Genomic DNA, 26,171 nt, shown 5'->3' on the forward strand with positions numbered 1-26,171 from the left:
ACGATTGCGGCGGCGCGGCTACCGGCGGGTGCGCACCAGCAGGTGGAGGAAGTACGGGGTGCCGATCACGGCGGTCATGAGGCCGGCGCCGAGCTGGGCGGGCGCGATCACGGTGCGGCCCACCAGGTCGGCGGTGCAGACCAGGACGGCGCCCAGGAGCACCGCGACCGGGACGACCCGGGCGTGCCGCCGGCCGGCGAGGGCGCGGGCCGCGTGGGGGGCGACGAGCCCCACGAAGCCGATGGTGCCCGCGGCGGCGACGGCGGTGGCGCTGAGCAGGACGCTCAGCGAGAGGAAGCCGAGGCGCCCGCGTGCGAGGCCGAGCCCGAGGAGGCGCGGGGTGTCCTCGTCGAGCGACACGAGGTCGAGCTCGGTGCGCCGCGCGGCCGCGACGGCCAGGCCCACGGCGAGGGCTGCCGCGAGCGGGACCACGTCGGGCAGGGTCCGGCCGTAGGTGGAGCCCGAGAGCCAGGTGAGCGCCTTCGTCGCGTTGAAGGGGTCGGTCAGCACGATGAGCAGGCTGATCAGGGCGCCCGTTCCGGTGGCGACGCCGAATCCGACGAGGACCAGCCGGTTCTGGCGGAACCCGCCGCGCGCGGCGAGCCCGAAGACGACAACGGCGCTGACCGCGGCGCCCGCGAAGGCCGCTCCGGCCACGCTCCACGCCCCGGCCGCCGGCACCGTCGTCACGAGCAGCACGGCGCCCAGCGCGGCCCCGTGGGAGACGCCCAGGATGCCGGGTTCCGCGAGGGGGTTGCGGGTCACGGCCTGGACGAGGGTTCCGGACAGGGCCAGCGCCCCGCCCGCGAGGAGCGCGGCGAGGACGCGCGGCACCCGGGTGTCGAGGACGAAGCCGGTGGTCTGCCCGGCGCGGCCGAGCGCCCAGTTGGTCACGTCGCCCAGCAGCAGCTTGGCGTCTCCCAGCAGGACGGCGGCGATGACCACGCCGGCGAGCAGGGCCGCGAGAACGGCCGTGGTGGTGAGGAAGACGGCCCGGCTCCTGATGCGCACCCGGTCGGCCGCGGCGCCGGAGGTGTCCCGGAGCCGGGTGGCCATGACGATCAGGAAGACGGCGCCGAGGAGGCCGGTGACGACGCCGGTCGGCACGGCGACGGCGGTGTCGGCCTCGACGGCCGTGCGCAGCACCACGTCCGAACCGAGCACCAGGGCGGCGCCGACGAGGCCGGCCAGGGGAACGGCGGCACGGGTCCGGGCGAAGGTGCGGAACCGGCGGGCGAGGGGCGGACGAGGGCGGGCGCGCACAGGCCGACGAAGCCGATCGGCCCGGCGAGGGTGACGGCGGCCGTGGAGAGGAGAGCCGCGAGCACGACGGCGCCGATGCGGGTGGCCCGCACCGGGACGCCGAGGCCGCGTGCCGCGTCGTCGCCGAGCGCCAGGGCGTCGATCCGGTGGGCGAGGAGCAGCAGCCCGGCGAACCCGGCGGCGGCGAGGGGCACCGTCTGCAGGACGCCGTCGAAACCGTTCTGGGCGATGCTGCCCTGGTTCCACGCGTAGAGGCCCTCCGTCTCCCGCGGGAACAGCAGGAGCAGTCCCTGGGTGACGGCGGTGAGGCCGAGGGTGAGAGCGCTGCCCGCGAGGACGAGGCGGACGGTGCCGGAGCCGAGGCCGGACAGCCCGAGCACCACGGCCGCCGCCGCGAGACCGCCGGCGAAGGCCACGCCGGAGGAGGCGAGCAGCGGGAGCGAGACGCCGGTGGCGGCGGCGAGCCCCAGGGCCAGGTAGGAGCCGGCGTTGACGGCGAGGGTGTCGGGCGAGGCGAGGACGTTGCGGCTGACCGCCTGCAGGGCGGCGCCCGCCGCCCCGAGCACGGCTCCGACGAGCAGCCCGGCGGCCGTCCTCGGCAGCCGCGAGGCGATGACGACGGACGCGTCGGCGGGGTCGGCCCGGCCGGTGAGCGCCTTCCAGACCTCGGGGGCGCCCACGGCGGCCGTGCCCTCGGTGACGTCCACCAGCGCGAGGGCGGTGACCAGCAGGAGCAGTGCGGCCGTCACCGCGGCCGCACCCGTCCGGGACGGTGCCGCCGCCGGACGGGTGACGGGAGGTGTCGCGGTGACGGTCACGGGCTACCGCGTCAGCGCGGCGACGACGGAGTCGATGTACTGGTTCATCGACTCGGGGCCGCCGAACATCCAGATGCCGTCGGGCAGCCGGTGGACGTTGTCCTTCTTCACGAACGGCAGCGAGGTCCACACCTTGTCGTCGGCGAGGGCGCCGGCGAAGGGGTTGCTGTTCTTGTCGCCGTCGTTGCCGATGTAGGCGAAGTGCACGTCGTCGTCCAGCCCGGTGAGCCCTTCGACGTCGGTGGTGCCGAGGCCGTAGGCCTTGTCGCCCTTGACGGTCCAGGCGTTCTCCAGGCCGAGCTTCTCGTTGACCGCGCCGATGAGCGAGCCGCTGGTGAACGGCCGGATGGAGACCTGGTTGGAGACGACGTAGCCGTCGGCGAAGGCGTACGGGACGCCGTCGAGACCGGCGCCGGCGAGGGCCTTCCTCCCTTCGGCGATCTTGGTGTCGAACTCCTTCTTCAGCTTCCCGGCCCGCTCGGTGGTGCCGGTGGCCTCGGCGATGAGGTCGAGGTTCTCGGTCATCTGCCCGATCGGGTCGGAGGCGTCGGCGGGACGCACCTCCAGGACCGGGGCGATCTTGCGCAGCTGCTTCACGGCGGCCGGCGGCAGGTCGGTGGTGGCCACGACGAGGTCCGGCTTCAGGGCGGCGATGGTGTCCAAGCTGGGCTCGCCCCGGGTGCCGATGTCCTTGGGCTCGTTCTTCAGCGGGACCGCGGTGTCCCAGGTCCTGTAGCCCTTGACGTCGGCGACGCCGGCGGGGTCGACGCCCAGCGATATCAGGCTCTCGACGATGTTCCACTCGGTGCCGACGACCTTCTCGGCGGGCCCGTCGAGCTCGACCTCCGAACCGGAGGCGTCGGTGAGGGTGATGCGCTCGGCGGTCTTCTCCGCCGTGCCGTCGGCGGCGGGCTCGGTCGTCCCGCAGGCGGTCAGGGTGAGGGCCGCGGCGGTGACCGCGGCGAGGAGGAGGCGTCTCATGGGGTGGCACTGAGCCTTTCGGTTCGCGTGTGGTGCCGGCCGATGGCGCGGGTGCGCAGCCGGCCGGTGACGGGGTCGGTGTCGACGTCGATGCGGATGCCGTACGTCTCGGTGAGCCGCCGCGGCGTCAGGACGTCCTCGGGCGGGCCCTCGGCGGCGATGCGTCCCTCGTCGAGCAGGACGATCCGGTCGGCGACGGCCGCGGCCTGGTCCAGGTCGTGCAGGACCGTGCCGACGGCGATCCCGTGGTCGTCCGCCAAGTCGCGGATCAGGTCGAGGAGTTCGACCTGGTAGCGCAGGTCGAGGTAGGTCGTCGGCTCGTCGAGGAGGAGCACGCCGGTCTCCTGGGCGAGGCAGCCGGCCAGCCAGACCCGCTGGAGCTGCCCTCCGGAGAGGTGCTCGGCGCCGCGGTCGGCGAGTTCCGACGCGCCCGTCATGGCGAGTGCGCGGTCCACCGCGGCGGGGCCGTCCGGGTCCGCCCTGCCCCAGCGGCCCCGGTACGGGTAGCGGCCGAACTCGACGACGTCGCGCACCGTCAGCCCGCTGGGGGTGGGGCGGCCCTGGGTCAGCAGGGCCACGCGGCGCGCGAACTCGCGGGAACTCAGGGCGAGACCGTCGGTGTCCGTGTCGAGGACGAGCGTGGCGGTCCTGGGCCGCAGCAGACGCGCCATCGTGCGCAGGAGTGTCGACTTACCGCTTCCGTTCGGGCCCACCAGGGCGGTGACCTCACCGGGCCGCAGCGTCATCGAGGCGTCGTGCACGACGTCGGTGCCGTCGTACGCCACGGTGACCCCGGTGGCCGTCAGTTGATGACCACGGGGGCTCGGGGTCGCGGATATCTCTTCACCACCGGACACGCGACACAGGTTAGCCTAACCTAAGAAGCCCCTGAAGAGGGGGGTCACCACCGAGCACAAGCATCGATCCGGCCGAACCCGCACGATTACAGGACTTGGCGGGACACGGGTGCGCCGCACCGTGTCCGCGGAGGGAGCCCGGCCACCGCCGGCCGGCGGCTGTCAGCGGCGGGACACCGCGCGGTCCGTCCCCTCGGCACCGTTCGGCCGTAACGGCGTTGCCGCGCCGCAGGACGACCGCGGGGTCGAGAACCCCGCTCGCCGGCGCGGACTTCGTGAACGCGCCGCTCACCAGTCCAGCGGCAGCGTGGCGAGGTACTGCTCGAGCAGGCCGGAGATGATCCGGTGGTCACCGAGGGACGGGTGCCAGTCGCAGCCGAGGCGGTCCAGGGCCGGGTCGTCGTAGTACCAGTAACCCACCCCGCCGTCGCCCCGCGCGACGCGGTTCCGGACAATGCGCTCGGCGGTGTCGGCGAAGGCGGTGGTGCCGGACACGGAGGTGGCGCTGACCACGAGGTGGGTCCCGGCGCCGTAGCGGGCGCGCAGCTTGTCGAGGAAGCCGTGGTAGGCGCTCTCGTACGCGGCGATGAGATCGTCCTGCGTGGCCCAGGGCTCACCCGTCCCGAGCGGGGTCGAGAAGTCGTTGATGCCCAGGCCGATGACGACGACCTGCGGGGTCCAGGTGTCCGGCTTCTCCCACACGTCGCCCGCGACGTGCAGCAACGCCCGGTCGTAGTAGGTGCGGTAGTCGGTGCCGGGCTCGCCGCCGTTGTAGTTGCGCACCATGCCCCGGCCGGAGAAGGCGTTCTGCTGGTAATCGGCGTCGAGGGCCTTGGCGGTGAGGGCGGCGAAGGCGAGGTCGGCGTTGGTGTTCCGGTCGACACCGCCGGTGGCGGAACAGTCGCGGGTGTCCGAGGTGTTGCCGTATCCGGCGGTGTAGGAGTCTCCGATGAACTCGATCTGCCGGCTCCGCGCCGCGGGGGCGGGCAGCATCCCGCCTCCCCCGACGGCGGTGAACCCGCCGAACCGGCCCACGGCCCAGGTGCTCTCCGTCCGCTTGACGAGCCGCACACCGTGTTCGCCGTCCGGCAGGCCGTTGATCCACGAGATGGTCCGGCCCGGGGTCACCAGGGTGGTGACGGTTTCTCCGTCGATCTGGACGTCGTAGTCGTTGACGGCGTCGTCGAGCACGACGCCGACGCCGGTGCCGCGAAAACGGCCCTCGAAGGAGATGCCGGGCCAGCTGTAGCGCACGTATCCGTCGGCCGCCTCCTTCACCCGGCCCACCGTCCGGTACGTGGCCGGGGCGGTGGACGGCCGCGAGGCGCGGGCCGGGGACGCCGGGGACGCCGGGGACGGAGAAGTCACGGTGGTGACGGCGCCCGCGGCCGAGGCCGTGAGGAACGTCCGCCGGGAGAGGTGACGAGACCTGCGCATGTGCGGTTCCCTTCGCTGTCCTGGACGGCTCATGACCGGGGCGGGGGAACGCCCATGGGAGCGCTCCCCCGCCGCCACACCATCAGATGCGGCGCGGTGGGCGTCAAGACGGCAAGAGGGCGCCCCGGGGTCCGCCCGCGCTTCGCCGAGCCGCACCCCGGAGCCGGCCGCCGGCGCGGTCGCCCGCGGACGGCCTCCGCTCCCCGTCGCGCCGGGCACCGGCGGGAGACAGCGAGACGCGGTCCGTCCGGCACCGCCCCAACGGCTCACACCGTCAGGGCTGTTCGGGAGCGTGGTCGGCAGCCCCGCGGGAGTCCGGCCGGTCAGGGACGGCAGCACGCCGGCGAGCAGCAGGGTGACCAGGCCGAGCGCCGCGACAGCCGGGGGCGGGGGTGTGCGCCCAGTCCGTCACCCGGGTCCACAGCCGCGGGGCGGGCCGGCGTCAGCCGTCAGCCGTTCATGGTCGTCGTGGTCACCACGGTCGTCGTGACGATCACCGTCAGGGCGTTCTCCGCCGCCTCGATGACGCGGCGGACCGCCTCCGCCGACCACCGGCCGTGCGCGACCGCCGCCATGGCCTTCTTGACCGCGGCCCTGTCGGCGTCCGGGAAGGCCAGCCGGTGCAGTCCCGCGCCGTGCAACAGGGCCACCAGGCTCGCCGTGCGGTCGTCGGGGGCCCCACCGCCGAGGACCACCTCTTCCAGCCGCCGCCGCACCACGGCCTCCGCCGAGCCGTCCGCCTCCGGGTAGCGGCGCACGGGGAAGAGGCCGGGCACCTTCTTCCGCTCCTCCCGGACGAGGCGCTTGTCCAGCAGGCCCCTGCGGGCTCCGGCCACCGCGTCGCCCTTGAGGCGGTTGATCCAGTCCCCGGTCCCGCCGGGCCTGTCCCGGCCGGCGATCTCGGCGAGCGCGGCGTCGAGGGCGGGTTCACCGAGCGGTGCCCGGTCGAGGACGGTGACCTTGTCACCGGTGACATCGATCCGGCCGGTCAGCGCCGGCTCCACCAGGGTGGCCGCGGAGACCGCCAACGCCACCTTCGCCGACTCCTGCTCCGCCCCCGACTCGTCGTCCAGCGAAAGCAGCAGAAGCTGCTCGCCCAGGGTGGTTTCCATGCCGGGCTCCCTCGGGTCGTCCCTCTCACTCCTCGGCCCAGTGTCCGGCGGACGTGAAGCGGGTTCCCCCTTCCGTCACGGCCGAACGGCGCGCGGCACCGGACCGTTCGGCGAACGGCCGGCCAGGAACCAGCACCTCCGTTCAGGGGCTCTGTGGTGCAATGACATCTGCCCGGCACTGGGCTCGGCGCCGGTCCCCGGCGTATCCCGGCCGGGTCCCCGAGCACCAGCGAACAGCGAGGAGTCACCGTGACCGCAAGCGGGCCCGACGGGGTCGGTGAGCCGGCCACCACGCCCGGGAACGGGGGTGGCGCGCGCAGGCCGATGACCTTGGCGGGGACACTGGCGGCGGCGGAGACCGCTGCGCCCGTGGAGTCGCTCGACGTGGTCGCGCGCATGCTCAGGGAACACCTCGGGGCCGCCTCGGTGTCATTCCTCATCACCGACTTCACCGGCGGCTCGGTCGTCCGGCTGGGGGCCGCGGGCAGCGTCGACACCGATGAACCCGCCCGGCGCATCACCCTCCGGGGCACTCTCTACGAGGACGTGATCCGCACTCAGCGGCCGAGCGTGGAGGACAGGGGCGACGGCGCGCTGGTGAGGGTCGTCGCCCCGGTGACCAACCGCGGGGACGCCATCGGGCTCCTCGAACTGTTCCTTCCCGCGGCGCCGGACGGGGAGGTGATGCGGGAGATCGGCGAGACCGCGCACGCCCTGGCGTACATCGTCATCGCCAACCGGTCCTTCACCGACGTGTACCAGTGGGGCCGCCGTACCATCCCGCTGAGCCTGGCCGCGGAGATCCAGCACCGGTTGCTCCCGGCGTCGCTGGCGTGCGAGGCGGCGCAGTTCGCGGTGGCCGGGGCGCTGGAGCCGGCCGACCACGTCGGGGGCGACACCTTCGACTACGTGATCGACCGGGACACCGTCCAGCTCTCCGTCACCGATGCCATGGGGCACAACGTCGACGCCGCGCTGCTGGCAACACTCCTGGTGGGCGCCCTGCGCCGGGCACGGCGGGCCGGTGCCGGCCTCGCCGATCAGGCCCGCGACGCCGACCGGGCCATGCGTGAGCACGGCCGCCAGGGTTACGTCACGGGCCAGCTCCTGCGCATCAGCCTGATCGACGGGAAGACCGAGTTCATCAACGCCGGGCACCCCTGGCCGCTGCGGCTGCGGAACGGACAGGTGCGGGAGATCGCCCCGGAGATCGACATGCCGTTCGGTTTCCCCGTCCCGCACACCTACCGGGTCCAGTCGCTGGACCTGCTGCCGGGCGACCGGCTCGTGATGCTGACCGACGGCATGCTGGAGCGCAACGCCAGCAGCCTCGATCTGTCGGACCTGATCCTGCGCACCCGCGCGCTGCATCCCCGCGAGGCCGCCCGCACTCTCATCGCGGCGATCGTCGAGGCCAACAACGGCCACCTCCAGGACGACGCGACCGTCATGTGCCTGGACTGGCACGGCGTCGGCCACTCCCGGCGGGACGCCGACACCGGCGCCGACCTCGCGGGTGCCTCCGCAGCGTCACGGAGGGGGCGGACTGCTCCCGGGCAGTGACCCGCGGGCCCCGGTGCGCCGGTGCGCGCCAGGTGGTCGGTGCACCGCACCACCCCGGTGCCGGGCAGGACACCGCGCCGGGAGAGCGCCAGGGCGTCCAGAGCCCACCGCAGTGAGCGGGCCCCCTCGTCGGGCGCGACGAGCGGGCCGACGGCGGCGCGCAGTCCGTTCGGCACCGCACCGAGGGCCCGGACCGTCCCGGGGTGTTCGGGGTCGGGCACGACGAGGAGGCCGGGCTGTGCGTCGAAGCACCGAGGAACTCGGGCGGCAGGATGGGGCCGGCCAGCCGTGATCATGAGCGCACGTGTTTGGGTCAGCGGCGGATGAGGCCCAGGTCGGTGGCGGTGGCGACGGCGGCGGTGCGGGAGTCGACGTCGAGCTTGGCGTAGACCCGCGCCAGGTGGGACTTGACGGTGCCTTCGGTCAGGTGGAGGCGTGCGCCGATGGCCTGGTTGGACAGGCCGTCGGCGACGAGGGCGAGGACTTCGGTTTCCCGCCGGGTCAGGGTGGTGCCCGGGGTGCGGAGCCGGTTCATCAGCCGGTCGGCGACGGTGGGCGCGAGTGTGGTGCGTCCGGCGGCTGCGGTGCGTACGGCGGCGGCCAGGTCCTCGGGCGGGGCGTCTTTGAGGAGATAGCCGGTGGCGCCGGCTTCGATGGCGGGCAGGGTGTCGGCGTCGGAGTCGTAGGTGGTGACGATCAGCACGCGGGGGGCTCCCGGGCGGGCGGTGATCCGGGCGGTGGCCTCGGCGCCGCCCATGCCCTTGCCGAACTGCAGGTCCATCAGGACGACGTCGATGTCGCCTTCGGCGGCGCGGGTTACAGCGTCCTCGGCGGTGGCGGCTTCGGCCATGACGACGAGGCCGGGCTCGGTTTCCAGCACGGCGCGCAGTCCGGCCCGTACAACAGGATGGTCGTCGGCCAAGAGCAGGCGGATGGGCGTGTCGTCGGTCACGGGCGGGCCTCGGGCTCGGTGTCGGCTGGCGGGGTGAAGGGCAGCTGGACGGCCAGGGCGGTGCCGTGGCCTGGGGCGGATTCGATGGTCAGGGTGCCGCCGAGGGCCTGGGCGCGGGCGCGCATGGCGGCCAGCCCGAACCCGCCGGCCTCAGGGTCGGCGGCGGGCAGGAGGGTGGGGTCGAAGCCGCGTCCGTCGTCGACGACGTCGAGGGCGACGTGGTCACCGGGGTAGCTGAGAGTGACTTCGGCGGTGGTGGCCTCGGCGTGGCGGACGGTGTTGGACAGGGCGGACTGGGCGATGCGCAGCAGCGCGACCTCGTGCGCGGTGGTGAGCGGGGCGGGGTCGCCGGCGAGGCGGAAGCGTGCGGTGAGCCGGTGCCGGGCGGAGGTGGTGGTGCACAGGCGTTCCAGGGCGCCGGCCAGGGTGGTGCCTTCCAGCGTGGGAGGGGTGAGGGCGGCGACGAAGCGGCGGGCCTCGGCGAGGTTGTCGACGGCGGCCTGCCGTGCCTGGTCGACGTAGCGGGCCGCGTTCTGTGGGGCCTGGGGCAGTGCGCGTTCGGCGGCGCGCAGCAGCAGCTGGATGCTGGAGAGGCCCTGGGCGAGGGTGTCGTGGATCTCGCGGGCCAGGCGGTCGCGTTCGGCGAGCACGCCGGCGGTGTGCTGGGCGGCGGCCAGATCAGCGCGGGTGGCGGTGAGTTCCTCGATCAACCGTCGGCGGTGTTCGCTCTCCCGGTACAGGGCCTGGTACCCCCACACCACGGCCACCGCGACGGCGGCGCCGAGGGCCGGTCCTACCGCCATCGCGGCGCTGAAGGAGTCCTGGTGCACGGCGAAGCCTGCGATGGCCACCACCGCGGTGGCGGCCACGGCGGCCACGCCGGCACGGCGGGGCAGCAGGTGGAGCTGGAGAAAGTACAGCGGGAACGCCACCCACACCCCGTCGGCGGACAGGGCAAGGAGCACCAGCCAGCAGGCGCCCACGGCGACCAGCCACAGCGCGGCGGCCCGCCGCGAGCGGCTCAGCCGAGGGAGCGCCGGGCCAGCCGCATAGACCAGGCCACACGCTACGGCCACGGCGACGATCCACCCGGCGTGGGGCCTGTCGTCGGTTGCGGCCCGGCCGGCGGCCAGGGCGAGCAGACCGACGACCAGAAGGTGCAGGCACCAGGCCAGGGCCCGGGTGGTCGGGGTCAGGGCGGGGGCGGTGGTGTTCACAGTGCGTTCCAGGCTACGGAGGCCGGCGCTCTGGGGGCTCCATCGAAAGTTGGAAACCGTGTGCCGTCTTTCGGCCCGCCAAGTGTCGTCCTGCGCCAGACGCGCGCACAGGGGGCCGGCGGCGACGGTGGAGTCATACCGCTTCCACCGCCGGAAAGGACAGGCCAAGGCCGTGTTTGTCGCCTGGAGAGACCTGAGGTTCGCCAAGGGGCGCTTCGCCCTGATGGGGACCGTCATCGTACTGATCACCCTGCTGGTCGGGCTGCTGTCCGGGCTGACGGCCGGACTGGGCCGGCAGAACATCTCCGCGATCACGTCCCTGCCCGCCGACAAGATCGCCTTCCAGGCGCCACGTGGTGGTCAGGATCTGTCGTACGCCGACTCCACTGTCACCGAGCAGCAGTGGCGGAAGTGGTCCGAGGCGCCCGGTGTCGAAAGCGCCGAGCCGCTGGGGATCACCACGACCAAGGCCACCGCGGGAGACAGGAGCACCGGGGTTTCGGCCTTCGGCGTCGAGCCCGGTTCCCGCCTCGCCCCGGACAGCGACAAGATCACGGGCAGCGCGGTGGTGCTGTCCACCGCGGCTGCCGACGATCTCGGTGTCAAGGCCGGCGATTCCCTTATTCTGGCAGGCCGGCGTCTGACGGTGGCCGCCGTCGCAGGCGACGCCCACTTCAGCCACACCCCGGTGATCTGGACCAGTCTGGCCACCTGGCAGAAGACCGCGCCGCCCACCGGCAACGACGACGGCCCGACCGGGACCGTCATCGCCCTGAGCACCACCTCCGGAGCCGACACGGCCGCCACCGACCGCCAGGCCGGCACCAAGACGGTCTCCACCGACGACTCGCTGTCCGCGATCGGCTCCTACACCTCCGAGAACGGCTCCCTGCAGCTGATGCGCGGCTTCCTGTTCGCCATCTCCGCCCTCGTCATCGGCGCCTTCTTCACCGTCTGGACCATCCAGCGCAGCGGTGACGTCGCCGTCCTCAAGGCCCTGGGCGCTTCCACTGCCAATCTGCTCAAGGACGCCCTCGGCCAGGCAGTCGTCCTGCTCGTCGGCGGCACCCTGATCGGCACCGGCATCGCCGCCGCCCTCGGCGCACTCGTGTCCGGCTCTGCCGTGCCGTTCCTCCTCACCCCCGCCACCGTCCTGATCCCGGCCGTCGTGATCGTCCTCCTCGGCGCGCTCGGCGCCGCCCTGTCCATCCGTCGTATCACCTCCGTCGACCCGCTGACCGCCCTGGGGAGCGCCCGATGAGCCTGACCCTGACCGGCATCACCCTCACCTATCCCGACGGCGGCACCCGCCTGACCGCTCTCGACCGGGTCAGCCTGGAGGTCCCCCAGGGCAGTCTGACCGCCGTGGTGGGCCCCTCCGGCTCCGGCAAGTCCAGCCTCCTCGCGGTCGCCGCCACTCTGATCACCCCCGACACCGGCACCGTCACCATCGACGGCCGGAGCACCACCGGCCTCACCCGCGGCGAACTGACCGAACTGCGCCGCCACAAGATCGGCATCGTCTTCCAGCAGCCCAACCTGCTGCCCTCCCTCACCGCCGCCGAGCAACTTCAGGTCATGGCTCAGATCGACGGCCGCAAACCCCGCACCGCCCGCACACGCGCGATGGAACTCCTCGACGCCGTCGGCCTCGCCGACCAGGCCGGCCGCCGCCCCCACCAGCTCTCCGGCGGCCAGCGCCAGCGCGTCAACATCGCCCGCGCCCTGATGAACGACCCCACCGTCCTCCTCGTCGACGAACCCACCAGCGCCCTCGACCATGAACGCGGCGCCGCCGTCCTCGACCTCATCACCCGCCTCACCCACCAGCAGGCCACCGCCACGATCCTGGTCACCCACGACCGCACCCACCTCACCGCCGTCGACCAGATCGCCGAAGTCCACGACGGACGCCTGCACCTCCCCGCCGGCCTCGGCCCGCCGCCCTCCTGACCCGGCCGCCGCGACCCGCCCGCCGCGGCGGGACCGGTGGTTTCACTGATGTCCCCTCCCGTGACTCCCACTTGAATCGGCGCAGGCCGATTCCGGAACAGTCCCCAGCGATCGGCGGCAGGCACAACTCGCGCAACCGACACAACGGCGCGTCGGCGGGGACCGTCGACGCAGGCAGAAGGGAACCAGACATGTCGCGCATCCGCGGGCGCCTGCGAGCCCTCGGCGCACTGACCCTCAGCATCCTGACCGCGGGTGCCGCCGGCGCTTCTCCCGCGAACCCCGCGTCCGCCGCCACTCCGGTCCACAGCGAGGACTTCTCCGACGGGCTCGGCACCTTCACCGCCTCCGGTTCCGTCCGGGTCGGCACCTACGGCGCGCGGTTGAGCGGATCGCTGTTCACCGACCCGGCCATCACGTCCGCGCCCATCGACCTGGCCGGATACAGCGGCGTGACGGTCTCCTACACCCGGGCGGCCTACGGGCTGGACCCCGGGGAGTCGTTCACCGCGGCCTACTCGGTCGACGGCGGCTCGTTCACCGCACTGGAATCGGCGCGTACCGCCACGGGTGCGGCGGCGTTCCGCCTCCCGGCCTCGGCCGACGGCCGCTACCTGCGGCTGCGCTTCTCCCTGGACGCCGACAGCCCCCTGGAGACGCTGACCGTCGACGACGTGCTGGTCGAGGCCGCGGGCGGCGGGGACCCGACCGACCCGCCGCCCGGATCACTGCCCCCGGTGGACGACGTCACCGAGCCCGGGCCGTACGCCGTGACCGTCGACAGCGGCGCCGGCCCCGGCGACGACGGGTGGCTGGTGTACCCGGCGGACGCGGGCCGGGACGGTGTGGACCACCCGATCCTCGTCTGGGGCCCGGGGGCGGGATCCGCTCCCGCCGACTACGAGGACATGCTGCGCCTCTGGGCCTCGCACGGCTTCGTCGTCTACAGCGAGGTCTCCTCCAGCAGCGGCGCCTACATGGTCGACGCTCTCGACTGGCTGGAGGAACGGAACACCGACCCGGGCAGCCCGCTGTACCAGGACCTCGACACCTCCGAGGTGGCCTTCGGCGGCCATTCCCGCGGCTCGATCGGGACGTTCGACGTGGCCGACGAGCCGCGGCTGGAGACCACCATCCATGTGGCCGGCGGCTCCTTCGACGGCGACGGCCCGGACAACCTCCGGAACCCGGCCCTGTACATCGGCGGTGACGAGGACTTCGCCACCGCCAACATGGAACGCGACTACACCAACACCGATGTGCCGGTGTGGTTCAACGTCCTCGACGGCACCGACCACGTCTATGCCACCCGCAACGGCCGGCACATCATCAGCGCCTGGCTGCGCTGGCGCCTGGCCGACGAGGAGTTCCGGCGCACGGAGGACTTCCTGAGCCCCGACTGCACCTTCTGCGACCTCGGCGAGGTCCGGCACAAGAACTGGTGACACCACGCCCACCGACCGGTGCCGCCCCGTCGTCCTACGACGGGGCGGTCCACCGGGCGGCGGACCAACGGCACCCCAGTCCCGGAATTCAGAGCATGATGAGCAGACGAGTCTGCGGCTTGAGCTTCCTGTTCACCGAACGGCTCTGCACATACACCTCCAGCTTGGGGTTGTTCCCCGCCTTCACGGAGACGGTCCCCTGGATACCCGACCCGAACAGCAGGCTGCGTGCCGCGTCGCCCGTGTAGGCGCGATCGGTGTCCTTCTCGACCACGACGACTTCCTTGTTGGGCTGCACCAGTGCTCTGGCCCCCAACTGGTAGTAACACGCACCGCGTTCGTACCTCACGCCCGGATGCGAGTCGACGAAGGGCCGGATCTCCATCTCCTTGTCGACCTTCAGGAGCCGGTACCGGTCGGCCGGGATCGGTTCGAGGGTGGCCCGCACCTCGTCCACCGATATGTCCTGGCCGACGGCGAACAGGTTCTTCGTACCGCGCACGCCCTGCTCACGGCCCCGGAGGAAACTGGTGGCGGCGGCGCGCACGGTGCCGATCGCCTCCTCGACGCCCTCGTGGGAATCCGCGTCCCAGATGGCGATGTTGCCGGCCGGGAAGCCGTAGTTCTGGGCGGTGCGCTTCGCCAGGGAGTTCGGGACGAGGATCGCGGACGTCCAGTGGCCGGGAAGCGAACCCATCTTCGCCGTGATCCTGTCGAGCCAGGGGCCCAGGATGGCCATGTCACCGTCGTGCCGCCGGTCGCCGCCGGAGGCGTTCTCCTCGCCGTCCGTCACCACGATCTGCAGGAAGCTGTGCTCGCCGTACTCCTCCCAGATGTGACCGAGGTCGTCCAGCGACTTCAGCGACGCCTCGATGAGAGCCGTGGCACCGTTGTTGACCTTGTACAGACCCCGCATGGACGGCAGATGCTTCACATCCATGTCCCAGACCAGGTTCTCCACCCGGTGGTCGAAGGAGTAGAGGCTGATCCGCGTCTCGTGACCGAGGCTGTCCGACTCGGCCTTCAGGCCCGCCACGAACTCGTCGACCACGCGGATGAGCTGGCTCTGGTGCTGATACATGGACCCCGAACAGTCCACGACCAGCGCGACGTGGTTCACCTTGTGCTGGATCTTGTTGGCGGACACGCTTCCGCTCCCCCTCCGCTGCTCCCCGAGTAGTGCCTGAACTCTATGAGCGGGCACTGACATCGACGCTGCTCTTGAACCAGGCCAAGTCGGTGGCGTTCATAGGGTTCGGCTCGATGATGAACCCGAACTCGGTGTTCGTTCTCCCCGTGAGCAGGCGCTGCCGCTCCGGACGAGCCACGCCCTGATCGTCGAGCTGCCCGTCGGTCAGCGGTGGCAGGCGGCTGCCGAAGACTTTCCGGATGCAGGGCTCGGGCTGCAACGCTCCGAACCAACATGGGATCGCCAGGCCGTGTGAGGCGGTCCGCCGCGGTGAAGGCGGTCGGAACGGATGTCGACGTGAGGGCACCAACCGCCTGATATCGCGCTAGGGTTGCCCCTCACGTGAGATCCACGACAGCTTCGCTGTTGACTGAGTCACCGTGTCGAGACGTCAGCGGGTTCATCCACACCAGGCAACCCAGCGGGACGCTGAACCACCTGGGGGGACTTGCCATGATCGAAGCTCCGATCGACGCTGAAGACGCCGGCGACGACGAGGCCGACCGGAGGGTTGTCGAGCAGGAGCGGGCAGAGCTACGGAAGTTCATCAAAGGGCTGAGTGCGGACGACATCAAGTCGGGCGGCTGGTTCACCAAGCTCAGCGCTGAGGCCCTGCGTTCCTACACCGACAAGGTCGACTGGCAGTACTTCCAGGAGCGGTACGAGGGGGTACCCGCGGATGCCATCGTCGATCAGCGGATCAAGATGGCTGCTCGGTACGCCGCGCTCGAAGGCGGGCTCTCCGCCGGGGCCTACACGGCGGCCGTCGCCGCCACCATCGGGAGCCTTGGCGGTGCCTCGCCGGCGACTGTCCCGGCCGCCGTCACGACCATGATGGTGGATGTCGCGTTCACCACCCGGCTCCAGCTCCGCCTGGCCTACGACATCGCCGTCCTCTACCGGGTGCCGCTCGACCTGTCCGACCCCGAGGACATGTGGAAGCTCATACGCGTGGCCTTCACGATCAAAAGCGGGGAAGCGGTCCAGAAAGGCGTGGTCAAGGCGGTTCCGGCCGTGGTACGGCCGGTGATCAAGCGCTACTACTCCAAAGCGGTACTGAGCACCGCGAAGGGGCTCCCGTTCGTCGGGAAATACCTCCTGCAGCGCAACGTCATCAAGATCGGCATTCCCGTGGTCGGCGTTCCCCTGGCGGTTGTGCTGAACCGCTATACGACGCTGCTCGCGGGGCGGCACGCGCAAGCCGTGTTCCGGAACGAGGCGCGGGTGATCGAACTCGCCGAGGGTCTGAGCAAGCGCAGCAGGCACCCGCAGTTGATGCTGTGGGTCGCATGGCTCGTCATCAGGGCGGACCGCAAGATCGCCGACGATGAGTCGCTGTTGATGCGGCACCTGGTGAGGCTGGTCCGGGACCGGCATCAGGTGGTCGATGAACAACTCGCCCACCTCGTGGACATCGACCCCGCCGAGGTGTGGCAGCGTCTGGACGCCGAGCCGGGGGATCTGAGCGACCTCCTCGACGCGGCCGACCGGGTGGCCACCGTGGACGGTGCCGTCAACGCGCGCGAGAAGGCCGTCATCTCCGAGCTTCGAGATCGCTGCCGGCGCGTCTGACGCCGTCGTGCGCCACCTCCCGCGAGAGGAGAGTCCAGCGCGCTGATTGCGGCCTGACGGCGGTCTCGAGACTCCATTCGGAGAGCGCATCGTGGGTCCGCCCCAGCCGGCGCGAGAATGCGCCAGCGCTCCGGCGACAGCGCGTCCCGGTCCATGCTGGCCCCACGGCGCGGGACCAGCAGCACCGCACGGTCCTCCATAGACGTCGCCGGAGGCACAACCGCCGTGTCCGCGGAGAGTTGGCCCTGTGCCGGCGGCTCAGGTCTCCCCCCGCTGGATCCTGATCACGGCCGGGTCCCCTTCCGGGCGCGCGGGTCGTTCTCGCGGTAGAGCACGAGGTGCTCGTGGAAGAGGACGCCGTCGCGGACGTCGCCGGTGGCGGTGAAGCCGGTGTCGTCGACGTAGTCGAGGTGGCTGCCGGTGACGGTGTAGCGGCCGGTGTAGGCGCTCCGGCGGTTGCCGCGGGCCTCGTCGTAACGGCCGTTCGGCAGCAGTTCCTGGCGGATGTAGCCGTCCGCGGTCACCCACATCCCGACGTACGGGTGCGGATCGCGGGGCGTGTCGTTGCTGGTCATGGGTCCACCCTCGGCCCTGCGGCGCGACGCTGCCAGGCCGCCGTCCCCCCGGGTGAGCGCTTCCCGGGTGCCGCGCACCCACCCTCCGCGGGGCCGTGGCCGCCCTCCCGTCCCCGAGCGGTTGTCCTGGGCCGCTTCCCGATCACCACCGCACCGGGCGGTGCTCCGTGGGTGCGGTGGACCCGGTGACAGAGCGGCCTGGTTCCGGTGGCGGAGCGCACCGAAGCTGAGGAGGCGGAAGCCGCCCGGCACCACCACCGCCGAGCCCGGCTCGTAGCAGCGCCCTGGGCGCACCACACACACACCGCACCCACAGATCCGAACCCGCCCGAGGAGCAAGCAAGATGACCATCACCGACACGGACATCGCGGGCTGGAACTCCAAGGCCCTCGACGAGATCCTCTCGGACGACACAGGGCGTCCCGTCCTGTTCACAGGCGCCCGCATCCTGACGATGGACCCGCTGATCGGGACCATGACCGGTGCCGACATCCTGTTCGTCGGCTCCCTGATCGTCGCGGTCGGCCCGTCCCTGTTCACCGCGGCGGAGGACGACAACGCCATCGTCGTCGACTCCACCGGTATGACCATCGTCCCCGCCGTCGTGGACACCGTGGCGCTGGCCGGCGGCCGGGGCCGGCGCTCGGAGCACGTCGCGACGCTGACCCCGGGCAACACCAGCGACCTGGTGGTGGTGCCCGACGAGCTGGCCGCCGATGTGCCGGGCGCCCTGGCCACGCTCACGTCCCGGCCGGAGCAGGTCCGCGCCCTGATCGCGGCCGGCCGGCCCGTGCTGTGGGCCGGCAGCGACGCCCCCGGCCGGGCCACCGCCCCCGAACTGGGCATCCCGGCCTCACCGGACCTGACCGGCAGCCCGCGGGTCGGCGTCTGGATCGACCAGGACGACTTCCTGCACCAGGAACTCACCGCCGACGGCCGCTACGACGAGACCCGCGGCGGCCGGCCGCACGCCTACCAGGGCCGGTACTGGATCGACGGCGACCGGATCGACTACCTGGACGACCTCGGCTTCTGGGCCGTGGGGTACTTCCGCGGTGACGAACTGCACCACGTCGGCTACATCATGCACCGGGGCTGATTCCCCGCGCGGCCCCGGAAGCGTGTGCCGGGGCCGCCCTCCGCGACTGAGCGTGCCGCACCCAGGGGAGCAGCGGCGCGCTCAGTCGCGGCGGACGGGCGGAGGCCGGCTGTTCCGGAACGCGGTGCGGCTACCAGGGCACGGGGCCGTTGGCGCCGACGAAGGCGGGGCTCGGTGTGCCGGGCACGGCCCTGATGGCGGCGACGATCGCCGCGGCGCCCTCCTCGACGCTCTGGGTGCCCTGGTGGCCGTTGAGGTCGGTCGCGGTGAACCCGGGGTCGACCGAGACCGCGCGGACCTGCGGGAACGACTGCGCGTAGACGGCGGTCAGCATGTTCAGTGCGGCCTTGGAGGAGTTGTAGGCCAGCAGCGGCGCCCACGCGGGGAGCAGTTCGGCGTGGGCGGCCGGGTCGGCGTTGATCGTCAGGGAGCCCAGTGCGCTGGAGACGTTCACGATCGCGGGCCGGGCCGCCTGCTGGAGCAGGGGCAGGAAGGCGCGGGTGGTGCGCACCGCGCCGAAGACGTTGGTGTCGAACACCTGCCGCAGGTCGGTGGCGGTCAGCTCGTCGGCCGGGGCGGCCGGCCCGGCAATGCCCGCATTGTTGACCAGGACATCCACCCGGCCCGACTCGGCGCGCACCTGGTCGGCGGCCGCGGCGACGGAGGCGTCGTCGGTGATGTCGATCAGCAGCGGGCGGGCCCCGAGGGCCTTGGCCGCCTGCTCGCCGCGGTGGGCGTCGCGGGCTCCGGCGTAGACGGTGTGACCCGCCTCGACGAGGCGGCGGGCGGTTTCGTATCCGAGGCCCTTGTTGGCCCCGGTGATCACGGTGATGGTTGTCATGCGGTTCAGCCTGCGGGCGACCCGGCGGGACAGGGAGAGCCCTCCTCAGCGGGGGGTCCGCCAGTACCAGGCTGTTCGTTCAGGAACGGCGGACAATGGAGGGGTGAACGACGATCCCGCGGCCCTCGGCCGGGCCCTGCGCCACTGGCGCGACCACACCAGCCCCGAAGACCTGGGGCTCCCCCTCGGCGGGGTGCGCCGGGCGCCCGGGCTGCGCCGCGAGGAGCTCGCCCAGCTCGCCGGTCTCTCCGTGGACTACGTCGTCCGCCTGGAGCGGGGCCGGGCCACCGCCCCCTCCCCGCAGGTGCTGGCCTCCCTCGCCCGCGCCCTGCGCCTGAACGAGACCGAACGCGACCACCTCTACCTGCTGGCCGGCCAGGCCCCGCCCACCACCGGCCAGATCTCCCCGCACCTGCCGCCCAGCGTCCAGCGCCTCCTCGACCAGCTCTACGGCAGCCCGCTCAGCGTCCACGACGCCGCCTGGAACCTCATCTCCTGGAACCCCCTGTGGGCCGCCCTCATGGGCGACCCCTCCCCCTGGCGCGGCAGGGACCGCAACATCGCCTGGCGGCACTTCACCCACCAGCCCACCCGCGTGACCCACACCCCCGCTCAGGAGGACCGCTTCGAGACCGCCCTCGTCTCCGACCTGCGCTCCTCCGCCGCCCGCTACCCCAAGGACGCCCGGCTCACGGCACTGATCAAGGACCTGCGCGCCGCCGGCACCCGCTTCGACGACCTCTGGCACTCCCACACGGTCGGCTTCCACACCACCGACAGCAAGACCGTGCACCACCCCGACCTCGGGCCGGTCACCGTCGACTGCGACACCCTCACCGTCCCCGGCGCCGACCTGCGCATCGCCGTCTGCTCCCCGCCCGCGGGCACCGCCGCGGCCGACCAGTTCGCCCTGCTGAACACCCTCGGGACCCGGGTGGTTCTCGGCTGACACGCTCCGCGGTCCGCGCGGGAGTCCGGCGATACTCACGACACTCACGACGAAGCGGGGGTACCGCGCGCTTCCGCCGCGCGCGGTACCCCCGGGAGGCCTCCGTCCGGTCAGACGAGTTCGGCCGAGAGTGTGATCGTCGTGCCCGACAGGGCCTTGCTCACCGGGCAGTTGGCCTTGGCGTCCTGCGCCGCGGCGACGAACGCCTCGTTGTCGATGCCGGGAACGGTGCCCTCGACGGTGAGGTGGATGCCCGTGATGCCCTCGCCGGGCTGGAACGTCACGTCGGCGGAGGTGACGAGCCGGGTGGGCGGGGTGCCCGCCTCTCCGAGGCCGTGCGACAGCGCCATGGAGAAGCAACTGGAGTGGGCGGCGGCTATCAGCTCTTCCGGGCTGGTCCTTCCGTTGGCCTGCTCGGCGCGCGACGGCCACGACACCGGCTGCTCGCCGATGCCGGAGGAGTCGAAGGTGACGACGCCCTTGCCGTGGAGCAGGTCGCCTTCCCAGGCCGTGTGTGCTGAGCGCTTGGTTGCCACGATGGGTCCTTTTCTCGTGTTCTCTTGCGGTGGGTGAAGTGAAGCGGTGGGGAGCCCGGTGGTCCGGCTGCGGCCCGTGCGACCGGTCGTTCCACCCGGTCCGTGCGCGGCCCGGCGGCCGGGCCCGTGCTCCGCCTCCGCGGATTCTCCCGGGGATCAGGCCGGCGGACATCGGCTGATCGGCCTATACCGGCGGCCGGGAGCGGACCCTCAGGTGGCCCGCTTCGGCGCGTCGTCCCGGTGTGCGGGGTGGCCGGTCGCCGCCAGCGAGCCGAGCAGACGGAGCGCCTCCGCGGTCCGGGTGCCCTCCTGTGCGTGGTAGACGATCAGCTGCTGCCCCGGCGCGGAGCGCACGTCGAAGGTCTGCATGCGCAGAGTGAGCTCGCCGACCTCGGGATGCAGCAGGACCTTCGCGGCGTCGCTCTTGCCCCGTGCGTCGCGCCTCTGCCAGAGGTCGGCGAACTCGCGGCTGCTCTCCGAGGCCGTCCGCAGGACCTCGTGGATCCGCGGGTCGTTCGGCCGGGCGCCCTCCAGGAAGCGGAATCCCGCGACCGCGTTGGCCGCCGCTTTCTCCCAGTGCGCGTGGAACGAGCGGACCGACGGGTCAAGGAACATCGTGAGCAGCACGTTCGCGCCGGGCGGGAGATGGGGGAAGACGGCCCGCCCCAGCGTGTTCGCGGCCAGGACGTCGTACGCGCGGCCCAGGAGCAGGGCCGGTGTGCGGTCCCACAGGTCGGCCAGCGCCAGCAGCTGGGGGTCCGCTCGCTCGATGCCGCCCTGGTGGCGCGGGAGCGGGGTCATGCCCGCGATCCGGTACAGGTGCAGCCGGCCGTCGTCGTCCAGCAGCAGCGCGTCGCCCAGGGCGTCCAGGACCTGCGGCGACGGGTGCCGCTCACGGCCCTGCTCCAGTCGCAGGTAGTAGTCGACGCTGATACGGGCCAGCATCGCGACTTCCTCACGGCGCAGGCCGGGGACGCGCCGCCGTCCGTCCTGGGGAAGACCGACGTCGGGCGGCGTCACCTGTGCGCGCCGGCTCCGCAGGTATTCGCCCAGTTTCGAGGTGGTCATACCGCTCAGGTTAGGCTCCGGCGCGGCCGGGAGCCTGGTCCCAGTACCCCCAGGACGGCGGCCACGGCGGGTGACGACGCGGTCCTCGGCCGTGTCGCAACCGGCGGTCAGGGCAGGAGCTGCTGCTCCATCGCGAAGACGGCCACCCCGGCCCGGGTCCGCCGCCCGGTCTTGTCGTAGATGTGCCCGAGGTGATGGCCCACGGTGCGGCTCGAAATGGACAGCTCCGCACCTATCTGGCGGTTGGTCAGCCCGCGGGCGGCCAGCCGCAGTACCTCGATCTCCCGAGCCGTGAGCCCGGCCGGACGGCGGTGCGGGGACGGCCGTCCGCCCGCCGCCCGCAGCACGAGGTCGCAGGCGGCGCGGTCCAGGGCGCCGGAGTCCGCCTCCCGCGTCAGGTGCCGGGCGGCTTCGTCGGCGGTGAAGGCTTCCCGGTGCGCCCGCGGCTCGGTCAGCGCGGCGAACACGTCGGCGGCGGCGAGAATGCGGGCCGCGGGAGAGACACGGGTCCCGGCGTCACCGCGGTGGTAGCCACTGCCGTCGAGACGCTCGTGGTGCGCGGCGGCGACCGGTGCCAGCGCAGCGAGCGCGGGCACGCGCTCCAGCACCCGCTCGGTCCAGTACGTGTGCATCCTCACCCGCTCCATGTCGGCGGTGCTCAACGGCCCGGGCCGGTCCCACACGTCGGCGGAGATCCCGGCCCGCCCCAGGTCGTGCAGGAGCGCCGCGCAGCGCAACCGGGTCACCTCGTCGGCGGCGAGCCCTCCCAGCCGGCCGGCGCTCTCCGCCAGCCGCGCGACGTGCTCGCTGTGCCCGACCAGCCACGTGCCCTTGAGGTCCACGAACCGGCCGAGCACCGCGCACAGGCCGGCGACCTCCTCGGCGGACACGGTGACGTACGGCGGGGGTTCGGCGGCCACCGCGGAGGCGACGGCGTCGGGTTCACGCAGCGGAGCGAGCACCTTCGCGGCGTCGGCCGCGAACGCACGCGCCAGTGCGGGATCGAGATGGCCGCCGGCGCGCCGGACCACCCGTGAGACGGCGGCCGGCTCGCCGCCCTGCGCATGGCCCAGGACCCCCTGTTCGGCCACGTGGACGACCCGGGCGGCGAGGGAGAGGTGCTCACCGGCCGCTCCGAGGGGAATGCCCTGTCCGTCCCACCGCTCGTACACGTCGTCCAACGCCGCGAGGGTCCGCGGCAGCACGCCGAGGCCCGAACCGAGCGCCCGGCCGGCCTCGCAGCCGTTGCGCATGGCCTCCACCCCGGCCGTGGGCAGCACCTGGATCAGCGTGTCCGTCAACTGCTGGGCCTGCTCACGCGTCCAGTCGCCGAGCCGGAGCAACTGCTCGGTCAGCGGCACCTCGTCGCCCGGATCGAGGTGCTTCAGCGCGCTCTGGAACGCCACCTCGTCACCGAAGATCGCCGCGAGTTCGGGAGCGAACGACGTGCAGCCGACCGAGCGCAGCAGTGCCGTCTCGTAGACCACCCGGCAGGTCTCCCGGTCGCCTGCGAGGACGTCGCGGGCGAACACGGTGGCGACGACGCAGGTGCGCAGCCCCTTCTCGAAGGTCATGCCCGCGGCCAAGTCGGTTGTCAGGGACAGCGCCGCCAGCACTTCGGCCAACCGAACCTTTTCCACCGCAGAAGCGTAACCGTCCCGCCCGGGCGCCCCGGACCTGCCCGCGCCGGGCCCGGCGCACAGGGCGCGCTCCGGCAGCCGCGATGCGAGCGGAGCGACCGGGCCGGCAGCAGGCGGCCGGGCGGTATAGGTCGATCAGCCGATGTCCGCCGGCCGGTGCACGAGAAGGATCTGCGGAGGCGGGGCACGAGCCCGGCCGCCGCGCCCGGAACCGCGTTCCGCGCCCGGCGGCGGGCCGGCCGGCGCCCCGAGCCGCACACCGACATCGCACGGAGGTCCCCCATGACCACGCACCAGCACGACCAACACACCTCCGCAGGAAGCACGGTGGTGAACGCGCTGTACGACGCGCTCGCCCGGGGTGACGTCAGCGCGCTGCTCGCGGGACTCGACGAGCGGATCGAATGGGTCGTTCCGCCGGGTCTGCACTACGGAGGCACATACCGGGGGCGGGAGGAGGTGCTGGAGAACGTGTTCTCCCGTTTCGTCACCGAGTGGCGGGACTTCACCGTCTCCCCCGCGGAGATCGTGGAAGCCGGGGACCGGGTCATCGCGCTCGGCCACTACAGCGGCACGAACCTGGCGACCGGAAAGCCGATGCGGACTCGTTTCGTGCACCTGTGGCGCCTGCGGGACGGCGTCCCCGTGCACTTCGAGACCGTCCTCGACACCCACACCATGGTCGCCGCGATGTGAACCGGCTCCCCCGGCAGCCGAGCCCGACCTCCGCGGGGACCAGGGCTCCTTGGGCCCGGGGAGGGCCGGGACCGGTTCCGCGCACCGTACCGGTGTTCTCTGTCCTGCGGCCCAGACGACGTTCCTCCCGGTGGCCGACGCCGCATCGTCCCCGGGGCGAAAGGATCGTCCCATGGATCGAATCGATGTCCTCACCGCTCTGGTGGCCGCTCTGGCCCTTGCCGTCGTCGCGTGGTCCAACCCGCTGCAGAAGCTGCCGTTCTGGGTGTTCCTGCTCCTGTGCGTCGTCTTCCATCCGGTGGGCACGGGGTTGTTCTCCGCACTGGAATCGGCCGCGGGCGCGGGCGGCTCACTGGCCGAGTGGACCTTCACGTGCAGCATGAACGTCCTGTTCGCCGCGCTCGCCGTGGTGACCTGGCGGGGAGTCAGGTCCTACCGGGGCTCACGCGCCGATCGGCAGGGTGAGAGGGACCCCAGCCGCCGCGCGGCTGAGGTCCCTCGAAGGCGGTGAGCGCCGGTCAGCAGGTCCGGGAAGGTCAGCGCTGCAGGGTGAGGACACCCGGCCGCCACGGCAGCCGGTTGTAGTCGCCGCCCGCGTTGGGGTCCTTGCCCTGGTAGAGGAACTGCAGGTTGCAGGCGTCGACGGTCATGGTCTGGTCGGGGTTGCTGCGGACCAGGTCACCGTGGCTGATGTCGTTGGTCCAGTTGGCACCGCTGTTGGCCCTGCCCGCGAAGGGGTTGCTCTCACTGGCGGCCTGCGGGGTCCACGAGCCGTTCAGGCTGTTGGACGTGAAGGAGCGGAAGTAGCGCCCGTTCGCGCCCATCGCCTCGACGATCATGAGGTACTGGTTCTGTCCCTGAACCCGGTAGACCTGTACGCCCTCGAACAGGTTGGCCTTCGTGTCGCTCATGATCGTCGTGTACGACGAACCGAAGTTGCCCGGGAAGTTCCCGATCGGCATGCTCGCCCGGTAGATCTTGCCGTTGTCACCGGCGAAGAACAGGTACATGTTCTGGTCGTCGGCGATCAGGGTCTGGTCGATCGGGCCGGTGTCGGAGCCGGAGATGCTCCCGGTGAACAGCGGCTGCGGAGAGGACCAGCCGTTGGGATTGGTGGGGTCGCTCGACGTGCGGTAGATGAAGGGCCACTGACCCCACTGGTACGCCAGCACCCAGATGTTCTTGGGCGCGAAGTAGAACAGCGTGGGAGCCACCGTGGACTGGTTCATCCCGTTCTGGCCGGCCCACGCCATGTCCGACCAGTTCGTGAAGGGGCTGAACGCCATCGAGCCGTACGACGATCCCGAGTAGTTCGTCCCGTAGACCAGGTACTTGCCGTTGTGCTTCACGGCGGTGAAGTCCTTCAGCGAGGTCCATCCGTGCGCCGGCTGCGCCAGTGCGCCCGTCGACGTCCACCGGTACGTCGACGGGAGAGCGCACGTGGCGCCGCCGGCAGTCGCCTGAGCCGGGGGCGCGACGAGCGTCGCCGCCAACGCGAACAAGGCCGCAACCACGGCGGCCGGTGCCACAGACGGATGCCTGCGGCTGAAACTTCCTCTGCGGAGCATGGGGGGTTCCTCATCTTTGGGCGGTTGGTTCCGGTTGACCTCGCGAGAGGCGTCCGGACTGTCGGTGCAGTGCGGTGTGCAGCGGTCCGCGGACACCACGGCAGACCGCCTGTGACTTCCCGGCCTTTCGCGACCTCCGGAAAGACAGGTGGCGCCCGGCACCTTCGGGCCGCACGGGCGCCCGGGGTGGGCGCGCCCGGCGAGCGGGGGGATCGAGGCCGAGGCGCAGCAGGTGATTCCGGCACGGAGGACATCGATGTCCGCGAAGCCCTCCCTGATCGCCGGGTTCGCGTACTTCCGGCGGTGACGCGGGCCGACCCCTGGGCGGGAGCGGCTGCGGTGGGAGAGACGCCCCTCAGCGGGAGGACCGCGCCGGTGACGAAGTCGGTGGCGGTCGCCGGCACGCGACGACGGGAAGGCTGATCAGGCCATGACATGACATACCCATGCGGCAGGCTCCTTGCGGCTCGACGTTCGAGGGGGGTGCGGCCCGGAGATGCGCTGCTGTGCGATGGAGCGGCTCTCTTGTTCGACATAACGAACAAGGGTCGAAGTATCGACCAATCTGAATCATAGGGAACCGTTCAACGACGTCAATACCTCTCACAGGCGTCGCTGCCGACGCCGGAACGCTGCGCGGGTCCCCTCCGCGGAACGACGCACGTCACACCGTCACATGGCCGGGCGGTACCACCCCTTGGCGCCGGAGTGGAGCGATCTGTCTCGCGGCCGGGTGCCGGCACCCGGCCGGTGCCGAAAGCCCGGAGCGTCAGATGAGCGTCACGGACAGAGCAATGTCTCGGCCTGGTCAGGCGTACGTCAGCCGCGAACTCCGATGG

General features: G+C 72.1%; 23 protein-coding genes and 1 pseudogene. 9 read left to right on the forward strand and 15 right to left on the reverse strand.

The annotated features are described in order from the left end of the window. Positions 1 to 18 precede the first annotated feature (18 nt). From E4N63_RS07655 to E4N63_RS07675, 5 genes and pseudogenes are all read right to left on the reverse strand, one after another. A pseudogene (locus E4N63_RS07655) lies at positions 19 to 2,081 on the reverse strand (iron ABC transporter permease). 3 nt (positions 2,082 to 2,084) lie between these two features. Then, positions 2,085 to 3,062 carry an iron-siderophore ABC transporter substrate-binding protein gene (locus E4N63_RS07660; RefSeq protein WP_230240295.1) on the reverse strand — a complete coding sequence of 326 codons (978 nt, stop codon included), beginning with the start codon at positions 3,060 to 3,062 and terminating at the stop codon, positions 2,085 to 2,087. Continuing rightward, positions 3,059 to 3,919: an ABC transporter ATP-binding protein gene (locus E4N63_RS07665; protein ID WP_230240296.1), complete on the reverse strand. Its 861-nt coding sequence runs from the start codon at positions 3,917 to 3,919 to the stop codon at positions 3,059 to 3,061. Before E4N63_RS07665 ends, E4N63_RS07660 begins: the two co-directional genes overlap by 4 nt. A 288-nt stretch (positions 3,920 to 4,207) precedes the next feature. Then, positions 4,208 to 5,356, reverse strand: a complete 1,149-nt coding sequence (locus E4N63_RS07670; RefSeq protein WP_230240297.1) for an SGNH/GDSL hydrolase family protein — start codon at positions 5,354 to 5,356, stop codon at positions 4,208 to 4,210. Positions 5,357 to 5,805: 449 nt separating this feature from the next. Then, complete coding sequence (locus E4N63_RS07675) at positions 5,806 to 6,468, reverse strand: GPP34 family phosphoprotein (protein ID WP_230240298.1); 663 nt, start codon at positions 6,466 to 6,468, stop codon at positions 5,806 to 5,808. A gap of 324 nt (positions 6,469 to 6,792) precedes the next feature. On the opposite strand from E4N63_RS07675, the gene E4N63_RS07680 reads away from it, so the two are divergent. Continuing rightward, positions 6,793 to 8,031, forward strand: coding sequence for a PP2C family protein-serine/threonine phosphatase (locus E4N63_RS07680; protein WP_125621765.1), 1,239 nt, complete (start codon positions 6,793 to 6,795; stop codon positions 8,029 to 8,031). 313 nt (positions 8,032 to 8,344) lie between these two features. On the opposite strand, the gene E4N63_RS07685 is transcribed toward E4N63_RS07680, so the two are convergent. After that, positions 8,345 to 8,983 carry a response regulator transcription factor gene (locus E4N63_RS07685; RefSeq protein WP_125621688.1) on the reverse strand — a complete coding sequence of 213 codons (639 nt, stop codon included), beginning with the start codon at positions 8,981 to 8,983 and terminating at the stop codon, positions 8,345 to 8,347. Beyond that, positions 8,980 to 10,200 (reverse strand): sensor histidine kinase, encoded by a 1,221-nt coding sequence (locus E4N63_RS07690; protein ID WP_230240299.1) that lies wholly within the window; start codon positions 10,198 to 10,200, stop codon positions 8,980 to 8,982. The genes E4N63_RS07685 and E4N63_RS07690 overlap by 4 nt, the downstream gene beginning before the upstream one ends. 172 nt (positions 10,201 to 10,372) lie before the next feature. On the opposite strand from E4N63_RS07690, the gene E4N63_RS07695 reads away from it, so the two are divergent. The 3 genes from E4N63_RS07695 (at position 10,373) to E4N63_RS07705 (ending at position 13,598) form a co-directional block, all read left to right on the forward strand. Next, positions 10,373 to 11,461 (forward strand): ABC transporter permease, encoded by a 1,089-nt coding sequence (locus E4N63_RS07695; protein ID WP_125621684.1) that lies wholly within the window; start codon positions 10,373 to 10,375, stop codon positions 11,459 to 11,461. Further along, complete coding sequence (locus tag E4N63_RS07700; RefSeq protein ID WP_230240300.1) at positions 11,458 to 12,153, forward strand: ABC transporter ATP-binding protein; 696 nt, start codon at positions 11,458 to 11,460, stop codon at positions 12,151 to 12,153. Before E4N63_RS07695 ends, E4N63_RS07700 begins: the two co-directional genes overlap by 4 nt. A 191-nt stretch (positions 12,154 to 12,344) precedes the next feature. Continuing rightward, entirely contained in the window at positions 12,345 to 13,598 is a 1,254-nt protein-coding gene (locus tag E4N63_RS07705) for a hypothetical protein (RefSeq protein ID WP_230240301.1), read from the forward strand. A gap of 88 nt (positions 13,599 to 13,686) precedes the next feature. Here the strand turns inward: E4N63_RS07705 and E4N63_RS07710 are convergent, their stop codons facing one another. Next, positions 13,687 to 14,745: a vWA domain-containing protein gene (locus E4N63_RS07710; protein WP_125621679.1), complete on the reverse strand. Its 1,059-nt coding sequence runs from the start codon at positions 14,743 to 14,745 to the stop codon at positions 13,687 to 13,689. Between the two features lie 43 nt (positions 14,746 to 14,788). Next, the gene (locus tag E4N63_RS07715) at positions 14,789 to 15,007 is read right to left on the reverse strand and encodes a hypothetical protein (protein ID WP_125621677.1); all 219 of its coding nucleotides are present in this window, start codon (positions 15,005 to 15,007) and stop codon (positions 14,789 to 14,791) included. 233 nt (positions 15,008 to 15,240) lie between these two features. Between E4N63_RS07715 and E4N63_RS07720 the strand changes: the two genes are divergently transcribed. Continuing rightward, positions 15,241 to 16,359 (forward strand): hypothetical protein, encoded by a 1,119-nt coding sequence (locus E4N63_RS07720; RefSeq protein WP_125621675.1) that lies wholly within the window; start codon positions 15,241 to 15,243, stop codon positions 16,357 to 16,359. Positions 16,360 to 16,643: 284 nt separating this feature from the next. Here E4N63_RS07720 and E4N63_RS07725 read toward each other — a convergent pair whose 3' ends face one another. Then, a complete protein-coding gene (locus E4N63_RS07725; protein WP_230240302.1) occupies positions 16,644 to 16,934 on the reverse strand; it encodes an Atu4866 domain-containing protein in 291 nt (96 codons plus the stop codon). A gap of 344 nt (positions 16,935 to 17,278) precedes the next feature. Between E4N63_RS07725 and E4N63_RS07730 the strand changes: the two genes are divergently transcribed. After that, entirely contained in the window at positions 17,279 to 18,034 is a 756-nt protein-coding gene (locus E4N63_RS07730) for an Atu4866 domain-containing protein (RefSeq protein WP_230240303.1), read from the forward strand. 130 nt (positions 18,035 to 18,164) lie between these two features. Here E4N63_RS07730 and E4N63_RS07735 read toward each other — a convergent pair whose 3' ends face one another. Further along, entirely contained in the window at positions 18,165 to 18,875 is a 711-nt protein-coding gene (locus E4N63_RS07735; RefSeq protein ID WP_230240304.1) for an SDR family NAD(P)-dependent oxidoreductase, read from the reverse strand. Between the two features lie 103 nt (positions 18,876 to 18,978). Between E4N63_RS07735 and E4N63_RS07740 the strand changes: the two genes are divergently transcribed. Beyond that, positions 18,979 to 19,824, forward strand: coding sequence for a helix-turn-helix domain-containing protein (locus E4N63_RS07740; protein WP_230240305.1), 846 nt, complete (start codon positions 18,979 to 18,981; stop codon positions 19,822 to 19,824). Positions 19,825 to 19,934: 110 nt separating this feature from the next. Here E4N63_RS07740 and E4N63_RS07745 read toward each other — a convergent pair whose 3' ends face one another. The 3 genes from E4N63_RS07745 to E4N63_RS31010 all read right to left on the reverse strand — a co-directional run bounded on the left by E4N63_RS07745 (position 19,935) and on the right by E4N63_RS31010 (position 23,068). Beyond that, positions 19,935 to 20,360, reverse strand: a complete 426-nt coding sequence (locus E4N63_RS07745) for an OsmC family protein (protein ID WP_125621666.1) — start codon at positions 20,358 to 20,360, stop codon at positions 19,935 to 19,937. A gap of 210 nt (positions 20,361 to 20,570) precedes the next feature. Further along, positions 20,571 to 21,428, reverse strand: coding sequence for a helix-turn-helix transcriptional regulator (locus E4N63_RS07750; protein ID WP_125621664.1), 858 nt, complete (start codon positions 21,426 to 21,428; stop codon positions 20,571 to 20,573). Between the two features lie 107 nt (positions 21,429 to 21,535). After that, the gene (locus tag E4N63_RS31010; protein ID WP_308188663.1) at positions 21,536 to 23,068 is read right to left on the reverse strand and encodes an HD domain-containing phosphohydrolase; all 1,533 of its coding nucleotides are present in this window, start codon (positions 23,066 to 23,068) and stop codon (positions 21,536 to 21,538) included. 282 nt (positions 23,069 to 23,350) lie between these two features. Between E4N63_RS31010 and E4N63_RS07765 the strand changes: the two genes are divergently transcribed. Continuing rightward, positions 23,351 to 23,764 (forward strand): nuclear transport factor 2 family protein, encoded by a 414-nt coding sequence (locus E4N63_RS07765; RefSeq protein WP_125621660.1) that lies wholly within the window; start codon positions 23,351 to 23,353, stop codon positions 23,762 to 23,764. A gap of 172 nt (positions 23,765 to 23,936) precedes the next feature. Next, entirely contained in the window at positions 23,937 to 24,275 is a 339-nt protein-coding gene (locus tag E4N63_RS07770) for a hypothetical protein (protein ID WP_125621658.1), read from the forward strand. A 25-nt stretch (positions 24,276 to 24,300) separates the two neighbouring features. Here E4N63_RS07770 and E4N63_RS07775 read toward each other — a convergent pair whose 3' ends face one another. Further along, on the reverse strand, positions 24,301 to 25,431 hold the full coding sequence (locus E4N63_RS07775) for a non-reducing end alpha-L-arabinofuranosidase family hydrolase (RefSeq protein ID WP_308188664.1): 1,131 nt from the start codon (positions 25,429 to 25,431) through the stop codon (positions 24,301 to 24,303). Positions 25,432 to 26,171 lie beyond the last annotated feature (740 nt).

Origin of the sequence: Streptomyces sp. MNU89, from assembly GCF_020982505.1 — a bacterium.
GTDB classification, from domain to species: domain Bacteria; phylum Actinomycetota; class Actinomycetes; order Streptomycetales; family Streptomycetaceae; genus Streptomyces; species Streptomyces xinghaiensis.

What these genes read in the sequence shown, in the direction of transcription:
- E4N63_RS07660 (WP_230240295.1), bottom strand. Translation starts at nt 3,062, where the DNA reads ATGAGACGCCTCCTCCTCGCCGCGGTCACCGCCGCGGCCCTCACCCTG.
- E4N63_RS07670 (WP_230240297.1), bottom strand. Translation starts at nt 5,356, where the DNA reads ATGCGCAGGTCTCGTCACCTCTCCCGGCGGACGTTCCTCACGGCCTCG.
- E4N63_RS07675 (WP_230240298.1), bottom strand. Translation starts at nt 6,468, where the DNA reads ATGGAAACCACCCTGGGCGAGCAGCTTCTGCTGCTTTCGCTGGACGAC.
- E4N63_RS07680 (WP_125621765.1), top strand. Translation starts at nt 6,793, where the DNA reads ATGACCTTGGCGGGGACACTGGCGGCGGCGGAGACCGCTGCGCCCGTG.
- E4N63_RS07700 (WP_230240300.1), top strand. Translation starts at nt 11,458, where the DNA reads ATGAGCCTGACCCTGACCGGCATCACCCTCACCTATCCCGACGGCGGC.
- E4N63_RS07705 (WP_230240301.1), top strand. Translation starts at nt 12,345, where the DNA reads ATGTCGCGCATCCGCGGGCGCCTGCGAGCCCTCGGCGCACTGACCCTC.
- E4N63_RS07720 (WP_125621675.1), top strand. Translation starts at nt 15,241, where the DNA reads ATGATCGAAGCTCCGATCGACGCTGAAGACGCCGGCGACGACGAGGCC.
- E4N63_RS07725 (WP_230240302.1), bottom strand. Translation starts at nt 16,934, where the DNA reads ATGACCAGCAACGACACGCCCCGCGATCCGCACCCGTACGTCGGGATG.
- E4N63_RS07730 (WP_230240303.1), top strand. Translation starts at nt 17,279, where the DNA reads ATGACCATCACCGACACGGACATCGCGGGCTGGAACTCCAAGGCCCTC.
- E4N63_RS07735 (WP_230240304.1), bottom strand. Translation starts at nt 18,875, where the DNA reads ATGACAACCATCACCGTGATCACCGGGGCCAACAAGGGCCTCGGATAC.
- E4N63_RS07750 (WP_125621664.1), bottom strand. Translation starts at nt 21,428, where the DNA reads ATGACCACCTCGAAACTGGGCGAATACCTGCGGAGCCGGCGCGCACAG.
- E4N63_RS07765 (WP_125621660.1), top strand. Translation starts at nt 23,351, where the DNA reads ATGACCACGCACCAGCACGACCAACACACCTCCGCAGGAAGCACGGTG.
- E4N63_RS07770 (WP_125621658.1), top strand. Translation starts at nt 23,937, where the DNA reads ATGGATCGAATCGATGTCCTCACCGCTCTGGTGGCCGCTCTGGCCCTT.